The sequence below is a fragment of the Brevibacillus nitrificans genome (genome assembly GCF_003710965.1).
Taxonomy (GTDB): domain Bacteria; phylum Bacillota; class Bacilli; order Brevibacillales; family Brevibacillaceae; genus Brevibacillus; species Brevibacillus centrosporus.
Genome location: NZ_RHHU01000026.1, coordinates 19,039 through 33,315 on the forward strand (window position 1 = coordinate 19,039; position 14,277 = coordinate 33,315).

The 14,277-nt window shown below is 51.0% G+C and carries 20 protein-coding genes; 1 reads left to right on the forward strand and 19 read right to left on the reverse strand.

Annotated features, from left to right (window positions below; translation table 11 throughout):
- Positions 1-35: 35 nt before the first annotated feature.
- From recO to EDM59_RS29610, 16 genes are all read right to left on the reverse strand, one after another.
- The gene (gene recO, locus EDM59_RS29535) at positions 36-809 is read right to left on the reverse strand and encodes a DNA repair protein RecO (RefSeq protein ID WP_122926875.1); all 774 of its coding nucleotides are present in this window, start codon (positions 807-809) and stop codon (positions 36-38) included.
- On the reverse strand, positions 800-955 hold the full coding sequence (locus EDM59_RS29540) for a YqzL family protein (protein WP_092268988.1): 156 nt from the start codon (positions 953-955) through the stop codon (positions 800-802). The genes recO and EDM59_RS29540 overlap by 10 nt, the downstream gene beginning before the upstream one ends.
- Positions 956-1,058: 103 nt before the next feature.
- Entirely contained in the window at positions 1,059-1,976 is a 918-nt protein-coding gene (era, locus tag EDM59_RS29545) for a GTPase Era (RefSeq protein ID WP_092268991.1), read from the reverse strand.
- On the reverse strand, positions 1,969-2,367 hold the full coding sequence (locus EDM59_RS29550; protein ID WP_122926876.1) for a cytidine deaminase: 399 nt from the start codon (positions 2,365-2,367) through the stop codon (positions 1,969-1,971). The genes era and EDM59_RS29550 overlap by 8 nt, the downstream gene beginning before the upstream one ends.
- A gap of 116 nt (positions 2,368-2,483) precedes the next feature.
- Positions 2,484-2,867: a diacylglycerol kinase family protein gene (locus EDM59_RS29555; RefSeq protein ID WP_122926900.1), complete on the reverse strand. Its 384-nt coding sequence runs from the start codon at positions 2,865-2,867 to the stop codon at positions 2,484-2,486.
- A 9-nt stretch (positions 2,868-2,876) separates the two neighbouring features.
- Entirely contained in the window at positions 2,877-3,356 is a 480-nt protein-coding gene (gene ybeY / locus EDM59_RS29560; protein WP_092268996.1) for an rRNA maturation RNase YbeY, read from the reverse strand.
- A gap of 30 nt (positions 3,357-3,386) precedes the next feature.
- The gene (locus tag EDM59_RS29565; RefSeq protein ID WP_092268998.1) at positions 3,387-4,361 is read right to left on the reverse strand and encodes a PhoH family protein; all 975 of its coding nucleotides are present in this window, start codon (positions 4,359-4,361) and stop codon (positions 3,387-3,389) included.
- A 38-nt stretch (positions 4,362-4,399) separates the two neighbouring features.
- On the reverse strand, positions 4,400-5,614 hold the full coding sequence (gene yqfD, locus EDM59_RS29570; protein WP_122926877.1) for a sporulation protein YqfD: 1,215 nt from the start codon (positions 5,612-5,614) through the stop codon (positions 4,400-4,402).
- Between the two features lie 23 nt (positions 5,615-5,637).
- A complete protein-coding gene (gene yqfC, locus EDM59_RS29575; protein WP_055743267.1) occupies positions 5,638-5,934 on the reverse strand; it encodes a sporulation protein YqfC in 297 nt (98 codons plus the stop codon).
- Positions 5,935-6,098: 164 nt separating this feature from the next.
- A complete protein-coding gene (locus EDM59_RS29580) occupies positions 6,099-6,296 on the reverse strand; it encodes a sigma-70 RNA polymerase sigma factor region 4 domain-containing protein (protein WP_122926878.1) in 198 nt (65 codons plus the stop codon).
- A gap of 199 nt (positions 6,297-6,495) precedes the next feature.
- The gene (locus EDM59_RS29585) at positions 6,496-6,975 is read right to left on the reverse strand and encodes a hypothetical protein (RefSeq protein ID WP_122926879.1); all 480 of its coding nucleotides are present in this window, start codon (positions 6,973-6,975) and stop codon (positions 6,496-6,498) included.
- A gap of 11 nt (positions 6,976-6,986) precedes the next feature.
- Complete coding sequence (floA, locus tag EDM59_RS29590; RefSeq protein ID WP_092269006.1) at positions 6,987-7,991, reverse strand: flotillin-like protein FloA; 1,005 nt, start codon at positions 7,989-7,991, stop codon at positions 6,987-6,989.
- 7 nt (positions 7,992-7,998) lie between these two features.
- A complete protein-coding gene (locus EDM59_RS29595) occupies positions 7,999-9,348 on the reverse strand; it encodes an NfeD family protein (RefSeq protein ID WP_122926880.1) in 1,350 nt (449 codons plus the stop codon).
- A gap of 164 nt (positions 9,349-9,512) precedes the next feature.
- A complete protein-coding gene (locus tag EDM59_RS29600; RefSeq protein ID WP_092269010.1) occupies positions 9,513-9,959 on the reverse strand; it encodes a GatB/YqeY domain-containing protein in 447 nt (148 codons plus the stop codon).
- 17 nt (positions 9,960-9,976) lie between these two features.
- Complete coding sequence (rpsU, locus tag EDM59_RS29605; RefSeq protein WP_007727630.1) at positions 9,977-10,150, reverse strand: 30S ribosomal protein S21; 174 nt, start codon at positions 10,148-10,150, stop codon at positions 9,977-9,979.
- A 107-nt stretch (positions 10,151-10,257) separates the two neighbouring features.
- The gene (locus EDM59_RS29610; RefSeq protein ID WP_092269012.1) at positions 10,258-10,587 is read right to left on the reverse strand and encodes a histidine triad nucleotide-binding protein; all 330 of its coding nucleotides are present in this window, start codon (positions 10,585-10,587) and stop codon (positions 10,258-10,260) included.
- A 195-nt stretch (positions 10,588-10,782) separates the two neighbouring features.
- Between EDM59_RS29610 and EDM59_RS29615 the strand changes: the two genes are divergently transcribed.
- Entirely contained in the window at positions 10,783-12,165 is a 1,383-nt protein-coding gene (locus EDM59_RS29615; RefSeq protein WP_122926881.1) for a UDP-N-acetylmuramoyl-tripeptide--D-alanyl-D-alanine ligase, read from the forward strand.
- A gap of 47 nt (positions 12,166-12,212) precedes the next feature.
- On the opposite strand, the gene EDM59_RS29620 is transcribed toward EDM59_RS29615, so the two are convergent.
- The 3 genes from EDM59_RS29620 to EDM59_RS29630 are packed head-to-tail and all read right to left on the reverse strand — an operon-like array spanning position 12,213 to position 14,240.
- On the reverse strand, positions 12,213-12,779 hold the full coding sequence (locus EDM59_RS29620) for a histidine phosphatase family protein (RefSeq protein ID WP_122926882.1): 567 nt from the start codon (positions 12,777-12,779) through the stop codon (positions 12,213-12,215).
- 18 nt (positions 12,780-12,797) lie between these two features.
- Positions 12,798-13,109 (reverse strand): hypothetical protein, encoded by a 312-nt coding sequence (locus EDM59_RS29625; RefSeq protein ID WP_122926883.1) that lies wholly within the window; start codon positions 13,107-13,109, stop codon positions 12,798-12,800.
- Positions 13,110-14,240 (reverse strand): D-alanine--D-alanine ligase, encoded by a 1,131-nt coding sequence (locus EDM59_RS29630; RefSeq protein WP_122926884.1) that lies wholly within the window; start codon positions 14,238-14,240, stop codon positions 13,110-13,112.
- Between the last annotated feature and the right edge of the window lie 37 nt (positions 14,241-14,277).

Sequence of the window (14,277 nt, forward strand, 5' to 3'; positions counted from 1 at the left end):
GTAATTATCATAACGAAAAGAGAAACGGATGTCAATTACTCGCTGTCTTTCGTCGGCAGCCGTTCCATCCGCTCCAGTTGTTCCAGAAACGAACGACTTTTCAGGCGAAGATCGAGATGCTCATCCATAAAGCTGCGCAGTACATGCTTGAGCTGATTGCGCGTCGCAGGCTTCACTTCGATATCCCCCAGCCGCTCCAAATCAAAAACCTGAAACAGCCGCAGCAGCTTCCAGGTCGAGGGTGTCACTGCTATCGCATAGGGATCTGCAGGCAGGCAAACAGGGCACAAAAGGCCTCCTTGCGAGACACTGATCGCATAAGGCTCCCTCTGCGCACCACAGTTTGCACACGCGGAAAGTTGAGGCGAGATCCCTGCTACGATCAGCATCTTCGTTTCAAAGATGCGACAGAGGATCTCCGCATCCCGCCCTTCGTCCAAATATCGAAATGTATGGAGAAGCAGCTGAAACAGATACGGATTGGGCTCTCGCTCATGTGTCAGTCGATCCAACAGCTCTGCTATGTAGGCGGCATAAGCCGTCGCACTCAGGCTTTGCCGCAGATCCCGGAACGATTCCATGATGTCTCCCTGCGAGAGATCAGGCATACCTGTGCCGGGTCCAGCTTTGCATAGATAGTACCCATGTGAAAACAGTTGGGAGACGGCTGCCAGTCGGCTCTTGGTCTTTTTGGCTCCGCGCGCCATCAAACCCAACTTGCCGTTCTCCCGGGTAAACAACGTCACCACTTTGCTGGACTCACCATAGTCCACACTACGGATGACAATTCCTTCCCACTTTACAAGCATGCCTGCGAGTCACCCAATTCTTCCTGGGCGAGATCAAAGGAGGCCTCCTCGACAGCACCATCCGTTTGATGGTGATCCCGGTAGAGAAGGTACGCATGGATGTCACCGGTTGAAGCGAAAACTCTCCAAGAAAAGTCACGAAGCATGGAGCATCATCCTTTCCTATATCGGGTCTATCCACTTCCTTCTTAGAATCACCTTTGCCCGTTTTTCTATGCCTTGGAAAAATTAACACGTATGAAGCTCGTCCTATTCTTCGTTGTAAAAACCGAAATTGCGCAGCATCCGCTCCTGGTTGCGCCAGTCCTTCTTCACCTTGATCCACAGCTCCAGGAAGACCTGGTCCCCCATTAACCGCTCAATGTCCTTGCGCGCACGGCGCCCGATCTCTTTGAGCATTTGACCTTTTTCGCCGATCAGAATCCCTCGCTGGGAATCACGTTCTACGTAGATAGCTGCGTAGATGTACAAAGTCTTGCCGTTTTCCCCACGCTTCATTTCCTCAATCACGACAGCAATCGAGTGCGGTACCTCTTCCCTCGTCAAGTGCAGAACTTTTTCACGAATCAGCTCAGCTGCTACGAAGCGCTCGGGATGATCCGTCACCTGATCAGCTGGGTAAAACATCGGACCTTCTTCCATCTCGCCCATGATGGCTTGCATCAAAGAATTGGTATTGTTGCCTTCGAGAGCGGAAATCGGCACGATCTGCTTGAAATCATAAAGCTTGCGATAGTCGTCGATGATCGGCAGAAGCGCTTCCGGATGTACCTTGTCGATCTTGTTGATGACGAGGAAGACAGGTGTTTTTACCTGCTTCAGACGCTCGATGATATACTCATCTCCCGCCCCGCGTTTCTCCGTCGCATCCACAACAAACAAAACGAGATCAACTTCGTTCAGCGTATTTTCCGCTACGGTCACCATGTAGTTGCCCAATTTCGACTGCGGTTTGTGAATCCCTGGTGTATCGAGGAAGATGATCTGTCCATCCTCTGTCGTATGGACAGCCGTAATTTTGTTGCGTGTCGTCTGCGGCTTATTGGACATGATAGCGATTTTATGACCTACCACATGGTTCAGCAGTGTCGATTTCCCAACATTCGGCCGTCCCACGATAGAGACGAAGCCGGATTTAAAGCTTTTCTTGGTCTTGCGGTTATCCACGTAAATCCTCCTTGGTGAACGCCCCTGGCAGCAGGGCAGATACAGTCGTTTCCCAAACATCTCCGTTCAGGTTTGTTAAATAAACAGGCATTTCAGGCGGGCACAGCTCTGCCATCACTTGACGGCAAGCACCGCACGGAGACACTGCTTTTGGAGTATCTGCCGCTACTGCGAGCGCTCTGTACTGTTTATCCCCCTCGGAATATGCCTTAAACAATGCCGTGCGCTCTGCACAGTTGCACAGAGAATACGCCGCATTTTCAATATTGCCGCCCAGATAGACTTTGCCTTCCTCTGTCAGGAGTGCAGCCCCCACTTGAAATTGGGAATACGGCACATAGGCGCGCTTTCGAGCTTCTATGGCTTGCTTCATCAATGCTTGTTTATCCATTCTCATCATTCCTCATATCGGTATTCTCTAACACCTTGGAGACACCAAGAGACCAGACTTCTTTCTCTTGGTAGAGGAAAGCATCTGGTCCATAGTAGTCTGATCATGCCATATTTTCAAGAAAGAAACCACTCTAACATTTTTTCATACAGTGGAGGTCCGAAAATAAAGCACCCAATCACCACTGACGCGATAGCTGCCACGAGAACGGCACCCGCTCCGGCATCCTTGGCAATCTTGGCTTTGGCGTGCCAATCCGGGGAGGCCAGATCCACCGCTGCTTCGATCGCTGTGTTGACCAGCTCCAAGCTTGTGACCAGCCCGATAGAAAAAAAGACCAGCAAAACATCGCTGCGTGGAATTTGCAGCCACCAAGCCGCCGCCAGCACGAGGAGAGCGGCAGCTACGTGGATTTGCATGTTTCGCTGTGTCTTCACGGTATAGACAATCCCTTGCCAGGCGCAGGAAAAACTACGCATCAAGCGACTCCACTCTTTCAATGCCATCGCCTACCTCGTCAAGCCAATTTGCTCCAATACCGCATCTTGACGGGAAAACATTTCTTTCTCTTCTTCTTCGCTGCCGTGATCATACCCTAACAGGTGCAGAAAGCCATGCACAGCGAGAAAGCCTAGCTCTCTTTCCAAAGAATGCCCGTAGTCTTCTGCCTGCTCCTTTGCTTTTGGGAGCGAGATAATGATGTCTCCGAGCATGTTCGGGAAGTCTTCGAGATCACTCTCATCCAGAAAGATTTCCATCTCGCCTTCGCCCGGCTCATTCATGGCAAAGGACAAAACATCTGTTGGCCGATCAACATCCCGATAGTCGCGATTCAGCTCGTGAATCCGCTCGTTGCTTACAATCGTCACAACGACTTCTCCACTCACGTCCTCATGCACGGCAGCCGCCTCGAGGCTTTTTACAATCAAGCTTTGCAAATGTTCATCGATCGGTTCGATATCTTCATGAAGAATTTCTACAGATAGCACTGATGCCTAATCTCCTTTATCCAAAACAATTTATCCATAATTGTGCTCGACTTCTTCTTTCGCATACGCTTGGATAATCTTCTGTACCAGGCTATGCCGCACGACATCCCCTTCTTGAAAATGGATGAAGGCCACATCCGCGATCGGGCTCAAAATGCGCTGGGCTTCCCTCAGGCCAGACTTTTTGCCTTTTGGCAAGTCAACCTGGGTAACGTCACCCGTGATTACCATTTTCGAGCCAAAGCCGAGACGAGTTAAAAACATTTTCATTTGCTCGGGAGTGGTGTTTTGCGCTTCGTCCAAAATGACAAAAGAGTCTTCCAACGTACGGCCACGCATATACGCCAGTGGAGCTACCTCGATCAGCCCTCTCTCCATCATCTTGGCCACCTGCTCATTGCCTAGCATGTCATACAAGGCATCGTAGAGAGGCCGCAAGTACGGATCGACCTTTTCCTGCAAATCCCCAGGTAAAAATCCGAGACTTTCTCCTGCTTCCACAGCCGGTCTGGTCAAAACGATCCGTTTTACCCGAGCATTCTTCAATGCATTCACCGCTGTGACAACAGCTAGGTACGTCTTCCCTGTTCCAGCTGGTCCGATTCCAAAAACGATGTCTTTCTTTTTGATCGCCGACAAATAGTGACGCTGCCCGAGCGTTTTGGCACGAATAAGCTTCCCGCGTTGGGTTCGGGCTACTTCTTCGTCATAGACGTCCAGCAGTTGGGCTGCATCCCCCTGGTTCGTGAGCATCATCGCATACGAGATGTCACGCTCGGACAAGGCAATCCCTCTGCGGATCAGCTGCAGCAGTATGCCAACCAGTTCAGCCAGCTTATCCACCTCAGGCTTGTCGCCAGAAATCACGAGCTCGCCTTCGCGCGTCATGATTTTGGCAGAGCTTTTCTCTTCGATCAATGTTAAGTACGCGTCGTGTGGTCCGAACAACAGCAAGGCCTCAGATGCGTCTGCAAATGGGATTCTTACCTCATCTTGTAGGTGCAACAGGCTTCCATCTCCTTGCAATGATTATCAGCAATCCATCACGGCTTGCCAGCTTCAGCAGGCGGCTGCGGTGCTCCCACAATCGGCTGTTCAACGGCAATATCCTCAATGACGGAAAAATGAATGCTCAAGTAAACTTTACCATTCTCTGTAGTGACGTGCAAAACTTTTTCGTCTGAAATCTCCGCATCCTTACCCGCTTTCCGCAAGATGTCCTCTCTGGCAAAGCGTTTCGCGATCTCGGTCGCTTCCTCCACGCTAAGCTTGCGCTGGATAGGCTCGGTCTCCGCAGTATGAACGGTCTTCCACCCAATCGGAGAGGTGTACCCTGCGTAGGAAGGGATAAAGCGCGATTCCGTACTCTCCGCATGGACAAAAGTCTCTTTGTTGAATGGCCATACCTGGACAGCGTAAGGCCCAACAAGCAAGTATTGCTGCTCCTGATTTTCACCGGTTAGGCGGTACATGTTCTGCGTCAAGGGAACAGACGTTTCACTGACATACCATACTTCTCCACGCACAGTCCCTCGCGCGGAGACGACCTGCTGGCGCGTTTCATTTCCGATTATCCCTGAAATGAGGACCTGTCCTTTTTCAACCAGCTGGTTGATCGTCACCTGACTCTTCCCAACCTCTGGCAATATCTTGGTTATAACGGCACGTTTTTTTGCAACCAAATGGCGTGGACTTGTCGGCAATGGCTTGACAGGGGCATCCTTTTCAACCACCTGCAGCTGCACCTTGGTTCCTTGGAAATCGATTCCGACCCACGTCACTTCCGGGAGCAGGCTCATCAGCTCTTTTTGCAAAACCAGTGGTTCCTTTAGTTTGACCTTCCAAGCCCCTTCTTTAATCCCAACTTGTTCGGCAGCAAGCAGAACCTTTTGCGGATCCATGTGGCGTGTGCCCGTGACCTCAACCGACCAAACAAACGAGGAGAGCATGTACAATCCGAGAAAAAAAAGAGAAGCGCCTATAGCCAGTCCTGCCCGCCTGCGAAGACGAATGAACCAGAACGGCAGTCCCCCTCGCCCCTCTACATGGCTGCGACAGCCTGTCTCCCTGAGCAACGGCCGCAGCCGGAAATAATCCCGAATCAGAATATCGCAGCGGGTCAAATCCTCACCGACCCGGCGGATGTTCCAGATGCGAATTCCATCTCGGATCGCCATATTCAGCAAGCGCTCAAACCGCTTCCCTCGCACTGTGATGGTGACGTGTCCGTCTATCCACTCTTTCAGCCCGTTTCGCATGTGACTTCCCGCCCTTTCAAGTGTTACGAGCCCTGCGGCCCGGTTTCCAGAAATTTCACGCCCCCGATCCTGCCTTCCAGGAGCACTTCCTCGGGCAAGATGGCTCGAATCACGAGCTGCTCGCCAGATACGATCATTTGTCCATTCGTCAACAACAAGCGGAGTTCTTTTTCACTGAAGTGGAGAACTCCACGGTGATTCTCTATGTACATTTGCAAATGGCCGATCATCGTGATGCGCGGGACTTCCAGGACAACATCCTGCGGCAGCTCCAAAACCCCTCCCGCCAGTTGGCGCAGACGGCGGCTCCAACGCTTCATGGATAAGCCCCCTCTCTTACTAGCGCTACTGCGCCGAATATACTTTCCAATGGCCGTGCAAAACCGTTCTTACCTATGCGTATGCGGACGACGAAGGTGGCATTCATGAAAAGAAAAAAGACCCTTTCCGTCACGATTTTTCGTGCGACAAGGGCCTTTGTCAGCTATTGTTCATCTTTAAGAGGTAGGGTTGCCATTTCGTTGCGAGAGAGTGCTTTCCATTTTTTCATGACGCGTTTCACTTTTTCCGCTGTGCAGCCGCAAGCTATCGCTGTCTCATAGACCGATTTCTTTTCTACATACACACAACGGATGACCTTTTGACGAAAACTCCCCATTTTTTCAAAAGCTTGTTGATTCATCGCTTGTCCACTACCCCTCATCCCCGTTTGGAAGATATTTCTATATAATCAGAATAGTCAACCGCAGGATGTGACACAAGACAAGATATTCGCGTTCTTTCGACACTTTTCTGTATCAGCCCTCTGCTTTCCTCGCAACTTTCGCCTACGAAAAAGAGACAGGCAGACCCGCAGGCCCACCCGTCTCTCTATACTTTCCTTATACGTGCCTATTTCTTGCAGCAGGCGTCCCGTGCGGAGCTTTTGCACGGGGCTCGCCAAAAATAATTGCCCATTTCATCCCTTCACGAGGATCCATGTGAGGTGCTGTAGGTTCTGCTTCGCTCTGCACCTCAGCCTGCACAGGCTTTTTGCGCTCTGCTGCGGTCTTTCTTCCATCGTCCCTCTCAGCAAAAGCCCACTCCTGCTCGACGCCTACGCCTTCCATCGACTCGGAAGCGATTGGCTCGTATTTGGAAGAGGCACGAACGATTTGGCGCTCTTCCGGTGGTGCAATGTTTGGATATCCTCCGCTTTCCACAGGGGTCAATTGACGGCGAGGCTTTCCTTGTGCCATCTTTTTGGCACCTTTTCCAAAAAACTTGTAGCCGATCAGTGCCACGATAAGAACCCAAAACTTGCCGATCAGTGGAATAACCCAGCCCAGGAGATCAAAAAGCAGATCAAGGAGTGCGTCCATAGCGGTCGCCCTTATTCCTGTCCGTTAGGCGGTGTATTCTTTTGCTTGTCGCCCGGCTGTCCAAAGGATTGGCGCATTTGCGTATCAGCAGCAATGTTTTGCATGTTGTAGTAATCCATGACTCCCATTTTGCCGCTGGTCAATGCTTCTGCGAGTGCGAGAGGTACTTGCGCCTCCGCTTCCACAACCTTCGCCTTCATTTCCTGTACGCGGGCTTTCATTTCCTGCTCCTGGGCTACTGCCATTGCACGACGCTCTTCCGCTTTTGCTTGAGCAATTCGTTTGTCAGCTTCTGCTTGGTCTGTTTGCAGCTGTGCACCAATGTTTTTGCCGACATCGACGTCTGCAATATCAATGGACAGAATTTCAAAAGCTGTTCCTGCATCCAATCCTTTGTTTAGTACGGTTTTGGAAATCAGATCCGGGTTCTCCAGAACATCTTTGTGACTGTTGGAGGAACCGATGGTAGAGACGATCCCTTCCCCTACACGGGCGATGATTGTTTCTTCCCCGGCACCACCGACCAGGCGGTCAATATTCGCACGTACTGTCACTTTTGCTTTCGTGCGCAGTTCAATCCCGTCTTTGGCCATCGCGGCCACAATCGGCGTCTCGATGACTTTCGGGTTTACGCTCATCTGTACCGCTTCCAGCACATCGCGTCCTGCCAGGTCAATGGCAGCCGCACGTTCGAAGCCCAGAGGAATATCTGCGCGCTGTGCCGCAACGAGAGCATCTACGACCCGGTCTACGTTACCACCTGCGAGATAGTGACTCTCCAGCTGGTTCGTATCCAGCTCGAGACCAGCCTTGCGGGCCTTAATGAGCGGATTTACGATCCGGGATGGAATAACGCGACGCAGTCTCATCGCAACAAGTGTAATGATTCCGATCCGCACCCCCGAAGCCAATGCTGAAATCCACAGCATGACGGGAACGAACGAGAAAAATATAGATAGGACAACAATGGCGACTGCCACCATGAAAATAAGTGGTATCAATCCGCTTTCTAGCATAATCCGATCACTCCTTTTGTTCTAGTTCTTGCACCACGACGCGTGTGCCCTCGACCTGGACAACAATGACAGGCGTACCTGCCGCCACATAACCGCCAACCGTTACAGCATCGACTCGTTTACCTTCTACCTTTACCATCCCAGCTGGACGCAGCGGCGTCAGCGCAATCCCTTCCTTGTTGAGCAATTCACGCTGATCTTTTGGTGCAACGTAGCCTTCTTCGTTGCGCTGTACATCTCCCAGAATGAATTTGTTGAACAATCCCTTCACCCCAAATCGTTTCACGAGCAGGAGCGTGACGATCACCGTGATTACCGCGGCGATGCCAAGTGATGCGAGTCCCTGCTGCGTATCATAGGCTGCCATCACCAAGCCAGTGACGATACTGATGAATCCGAGAGCTCCGACGATACCACCTGGAAGAAAGATTTCCATGATCATCAGCAGGATCCCGATGACGAACAGTCCAATATGGAGCCAGTTGGCAAATCCAGCAACGAAGTGACCAAAGAAATACAATCCAAAAGACACCAACGATATCGTTCCGGCAACGCCAAATCCGGGCGCAAAAAGCTCTACAACGATCCCGACAAGCCCAATGACCAAAAGCAGGCTCATGACGACTGGACTAGTCACCCATCTGGCAACACGTTCACCTGCTGTCGGATCGATGCTTTGTACAGCCGAAGCGTTCACACCTAATTGACGAAACAGCTCTTCCTTGTTGGCGACGACCCGGTCCGCATATCCTACGTTCTGAGCCGTCTGGGCGTCCAGCGAGAGCACCGTCCCCTTTGGCTTTAATCCAGGGAACTCGGTGTCAATCTCCACCATCGCCCGAGCCACTTCCGGATTGCGCTTATTTAGCTTGGCAGCACCCTGCATTTGCTCGGACCATGCGGAGATGACTTTAATATCTGCTGCATTCCCCGCCAAATCGATCGGCGTAGCGGCTCCCATACTGCTGCCTGGCGTCATCACGATTTCATTCGCGTTCAAGGCAATGTAGGTCCCCGCTGAAAACGCCTGATTGTCTATATAAGCGACCACATGCATCGGTGCCTCACGGATGAGCTGCCCGATCTCTCCTGCTGCTCTGACTTCACCACCCGGTGTATTGATATCCAGGATGACTAGATCAGCCTGCTGCTGCTCTGCCTCCAAAAACGCTCGCTTCAGAAAGCTTTCCAGTCCGCGTTCAATCGTGTTGTCCACCGGAATCCAGAAGGCTTTCTGATAAGAGGCAGCCTTTGCTGTTTGCATGGAAGCGAACATCATGAGTCCAGTAAGCAAGCTGAGCAGTGATAACCAGAACCGAATGCGGCGAATGGATGGTCGTGCGGCTGCTGTATTCATCTCTTCTCCCCCCTCTCTACCTATCAGCTTCCACGAATGGCTACTATGGTATACGAAAGGCGGCAGGAAACGTTTCATTTTTATGCGTCCCGATCCCAAAAGAAAAAACCCAACCGCAATCGGCTGGGTTTTTCCTATTCGTATCTATATGAGGTGTTACTCGTCTACGTTGGTAGTTCCTCAGATACAATCTTCTGCACGAGGTTTCCGTCTGCTCTGCCTTTCACTTTCGGCATGATCGCACCCATTACTTTGCCCATCTCTTTTTTCGAGGAGGCATTCGTGGCTGCAATCGCTTCCCGAACGATATCACGAACTTCTTGTTCGCTTAGCTGAGCGGGTAAGTAAGCGGCGAGCACGTCAATCTCTTCGCGCGCTTTCGAGGCAAGGTCATCCCGGCCTGCCTTTTCAAATTCGTGGAGGGATTCACGGCGTTGTTTTAACTCACGAGTCAAGATGGTCAGCACTTCGTCGTCAGACAAAAGTCTGCCTTTGTTAATCTCTTCGTTCTTTAACGCGGCTTTCACCATGCGAATAACAGAGAGTTTTAGAGCAGCTCTGTCCTTCATTGCTTGCTTCATATCTTGATCGAGTCGCTCCATTACACTCATGATGGGCCCTCCGTCAATTAAAACTTGCGCTTGCGAGCTGCTTCGGATTTCTTCTTGCGCTTGATGCTTGGCTTCTCAAAGTGGCGACGTTTACGCAGTTCCGCCATCACCCCGGATTTTGCGCTCTCACGCTTGAAGCGGCGAAGTGCGCTATCCAAAGACTCGTTTTTCTTGACTCGAATTTCTGCCATTTGTCTTCCCTCCCTCCGCTAAAACCGTGGGACGCCTGAATCGAACGTACGAACAGACTGTCACACTTCATTATAGGATAATTAACTAAAGAAGGTCAACCTTTAGTTCATTTTTCTTCCTGAAATCCGGCAAGAAAATGATAGTGAATGTGGAAAACTTCCTGTCCACCTTCTTTACCGCAGTTGTTGATCAGCCGAAATCCTTTGAGTCCAAGCTTGTTTGCCAGCTTCTGAGCGACGACATGAATATGGCCGATCAGCGGCAAATCCTCTTCCTGGACGTCCATGAGCGTAGCAATGGGCTTGCGTGGAATGATCAACAGATGCACCGGAGCTTTCGGAGCAATATCGTGAATCACGATGACCTGTTCGTCCTCATATTCTACACGAGCCGGGATTTCCTTTTCCATAATTCTCGTAAAAATACTTTTTTCCATCTCAAATCACCTTTCGTTTCCGTAGATGCGGGAAAACTTTCGTTCGATTATGTACGCTAAGATAGTATCATGATAGCGGACAATCCAGAGGAAAAGCAATCTTTTCGACAGCACGTTCCCCTTGCGGCTGCTTTGCCAGCGTGTTAGCATGACTTCGAGGTTTGGACTTATTTCATCATAAAGGAGCTCTTGGACATGAAACCAATCGCATTGGAACATGCGGCTATCAAAGCAGAAGGGATGGTACGAGCAGGCGATCCCGGATTGCTATTGCAAGCAGTTCACTTCGACACCCGCCAATTGATAGACGGATCCCTTTTTGTAGCCTTGACCGGCGGTGCCAGGGACGGCCATGATTTTCTCCTCCAAGCGGCGCAGCAAGGTGCCGTTGCAGCGGTTATTTCAGACGAAAGCAAAGTTCCACAGGGCTTGCCTCAAGGATTTGGGCTGATCCTGGTCAACGATACGCTGCGTGCCTTTCAAAAGCTGGCCGCCGCCTATCGCAAAGAACTGACGATCCCACACATCGCAGTAACGGGAAGCATCGGGAAGACGACCGTAAAGGACATCATTGCCCATGTGCTGGGAAGCCACTACTCGGTCTATAAAACCTACAAAAATTTGAACAATCACCTGGGTGTTCCCTATTCTCTTTTGCAAATTGAGGCGAGTCATCAGGCGGCTGTCCTGGAGCTGGGTATGAATCATGCAGGGGAAATCGATCTGATCGCCTCCTTGACCAAGCCGGAAATCAGCGTGATTACGTACATAGGGGATTCTCATATGGAGTTTTTCGGCTCCCGTGAAAAAATTGCTCTCGCCAAAGCGGAGCTGCTGCCCCATACTTCGCCAGACGGTCTCGTCCTCTTAAACGGCGACTCCGAATACCTGCGCATGATCGCTCATCTATATCCGGGGAAAATCGCCTATTATTCCGTCGAAGGCCCTGCGGATATTTGGGCAGAGGATATTCTCTCAACCGATGATGGCATGCAGTTTACCGTGTGCTTTCCTACCGGAGAACGCTTTGCAGCCGCTTTGCCATTGTACGGAACGCACAGCGTGCTGAATGCCCTCCCGGCTATTGCCATTGCTATGCGCCTGGGAATGTCTGTCGAGCAGATTACGGACGCTCTCTCGACTGTCAAGCTGTCCGCCATGCGTTTTGAACAAGTGACTTCCGCTCATGGCGCTCTCTATATCAGCGACGCCTACAATGCCAGTCCGGCATCCATGGAGGCAGCGATCGGTACCTTTGCCGAGCTGTTCCCCAATCGCAAAAAAGTACTGGTACTCGGAGATATGTATGAATTAGGTGCTGAAAGTGATGCGATGCATATACAAGTCGGAGCCTATGCAAATGCCCTGCGCGACCGCTTCTCCTTGCTCGTAACAGTCGGGGAACACTCTCGCCACATCAGCGAGGCGTACGAGGGACAAAAGCTCCATTTCGCCACGAAGGCGGAAGCTGTAGCTGCCCTGCTCTCTTTGCGCAACGAGCAGCATGCATTCTTGCTGAAAGCTTCTCGCGGCATGGAGCTCTGGACTGTCATTTCCGATCTGGAGAACCTGTCATAAATAAGACGCCACTCCTGTGAAGCACTCACGGGCAGTGGCGTCATTTTTTATTCCTCCCACAATCGGACGACTTCTCTCAAGTCATTTTCGGCGAATGTCAATCGATACAAATCCGGCTTCGTGGTCTTCCTCCAGAATTGGAAGTCGTATGCGGAGTCAAAGTGATTCATGATGATAGTCATGATGTTTCCATGCGTCCCTACCGCCACCTTTTTCCCCCGATACGTTGCGAGCAGCTCTTCTAGAGCGCTCACGCCTCGCACGCCTGCGACTGCGTTGGACTCACCGCCTGGGTAGGAAAAAGCAGGATCTGAAAAAGCTCGTTCTACCGCTTGCTCCATGTCTTCGAAAAAATGATCGTGACGAGCAAGGTCGCGTTCACGGAATCGGGAGTCGATGACAATGGATTTTCCCAATCGTTTTGCCGCGATCTCGATCGTTTGAATGGCTCTCTTGTACGAGCTGGAAACAAACGCGTCCACGTCCTCTCTTTGCAGGATCTCTGCGATACGCTCTGCGTCCTTCCAGCCTTTCCTCGATAGCTCCCTCGTCTCTTCCGCGTTTAAGGAAAATGGGGATTCTGCATGTCGAACCATATAAATGTGAGTAAGCATAGCGTTCCTCCTCCGTTTCTATGGCCCAGTCTTTTCAACAATTCGCTCCAGCTCGTCCAGCTTGTCGGTTGCAAAATCAGTAAAATGCACAGCGGATGGCGAGATAGCGCCTCGGTGCATGTAAGGCATCTGCGCACTGATCTTCTTGGACTTGCATCGGCAGCTACCTGATAGATGATCGATGGCTCCTGGAATGAGACGCTCCTTTTTGAAGAAAATGGATTGCTTGTTATACGTTTCTGCACCCACTTTGTTGCAGGTAACAGCAAAAAAGGGATGCCTTCGCCGGCACCCCTCGTTTCCTACACTCCCATATTCGTTCCTGCGCACCTATTCCAGTTCTTCTGCATCCACGATGTTGCGCTGCTTATCGGCATGGCGCTCAATCCCCAGTTGTACAAGTCTGTCAATCAGCTCGCTATAGCTGATCCCTGCTGCTTGGAACAGCATCGGGTACATACTGAACGGCGTGAATCCTGGCATCGTGTTGACTTCGTTAATATACAGCTTATCGTTTTTCTCGTCCCAAAAGAAATCTACCCGAGATAAGCCGGAGCCATCGAGCGCATGGAAAGCTTTTTTGGCGATCTCAGCAATTTGCGCGGAAACATGCTCGGGTACATTCGCTGGAATCGACAGCTCTGTCCCCGCTCCTTTGTATTTCGCTTCGTAATCGTAGAATTCTTTTGCAGCGATAATTTCACCGACTACGGACGTGATCAGCTCTTCGTTTCCGAGCACACCGATTTCCAATTCGCGCGCATTCACAAATTCTTCGACAATCAATCGGCGGTCGAACTTGGCTGCAACATCGAGAGCGGCTGCGAGTTCATCCCTGTTCTTCGCTTTATTGACCCCTACGCTTGAGCCCATATTCGCCGGCTTTACAAAACAAGGAAAACCGAGCTCTTCCTCGATACGGTCCATTGCGGCTTCCTGATCTTTTTCCCATTGGGAACGCAGCAGTCCAATATATTTCACCTGTGGCAGACCCACCTGGCCAAATACGGTTTTCATCATCCATTTGTCCATACCGACAGCGGATGCCATGACACCAGCTCCTACATACGGCAGGTTCGCTAATTCCAGCATCCCCTGCATGGTGCCATCTTCACCATTGGGTCCATGAACGACCGGAAAAATAACATCAATCTGTTGGCCGATCGAAAACAGAGAAGCAGGCTTAGAGGAAGGGACCAATTGCTGTCCCGAAACTTCTTGGTTGTTGATTCCGTCTGGACGTCCTGGTGTCAATCGAAGAGCATCAATTCCCTCAGGCAATTGTCCGGCCATGACCTCTCCTTTTACCCATGAACCGTCGAGCTGAACGTAAATCGGGGTCACTTCGTATTTATTGGCATCGACTGCCTGCATAATAGACATCGCCGTCCGTAGGGAAACCTCATGCTCCGAGGATTTACCACCGTAAATAATTCCCAGACGAATTTTCTCGCTTCCCATCTTCCTTACTCCTTTCCCCTCTGCTGCGGCAGAGAGC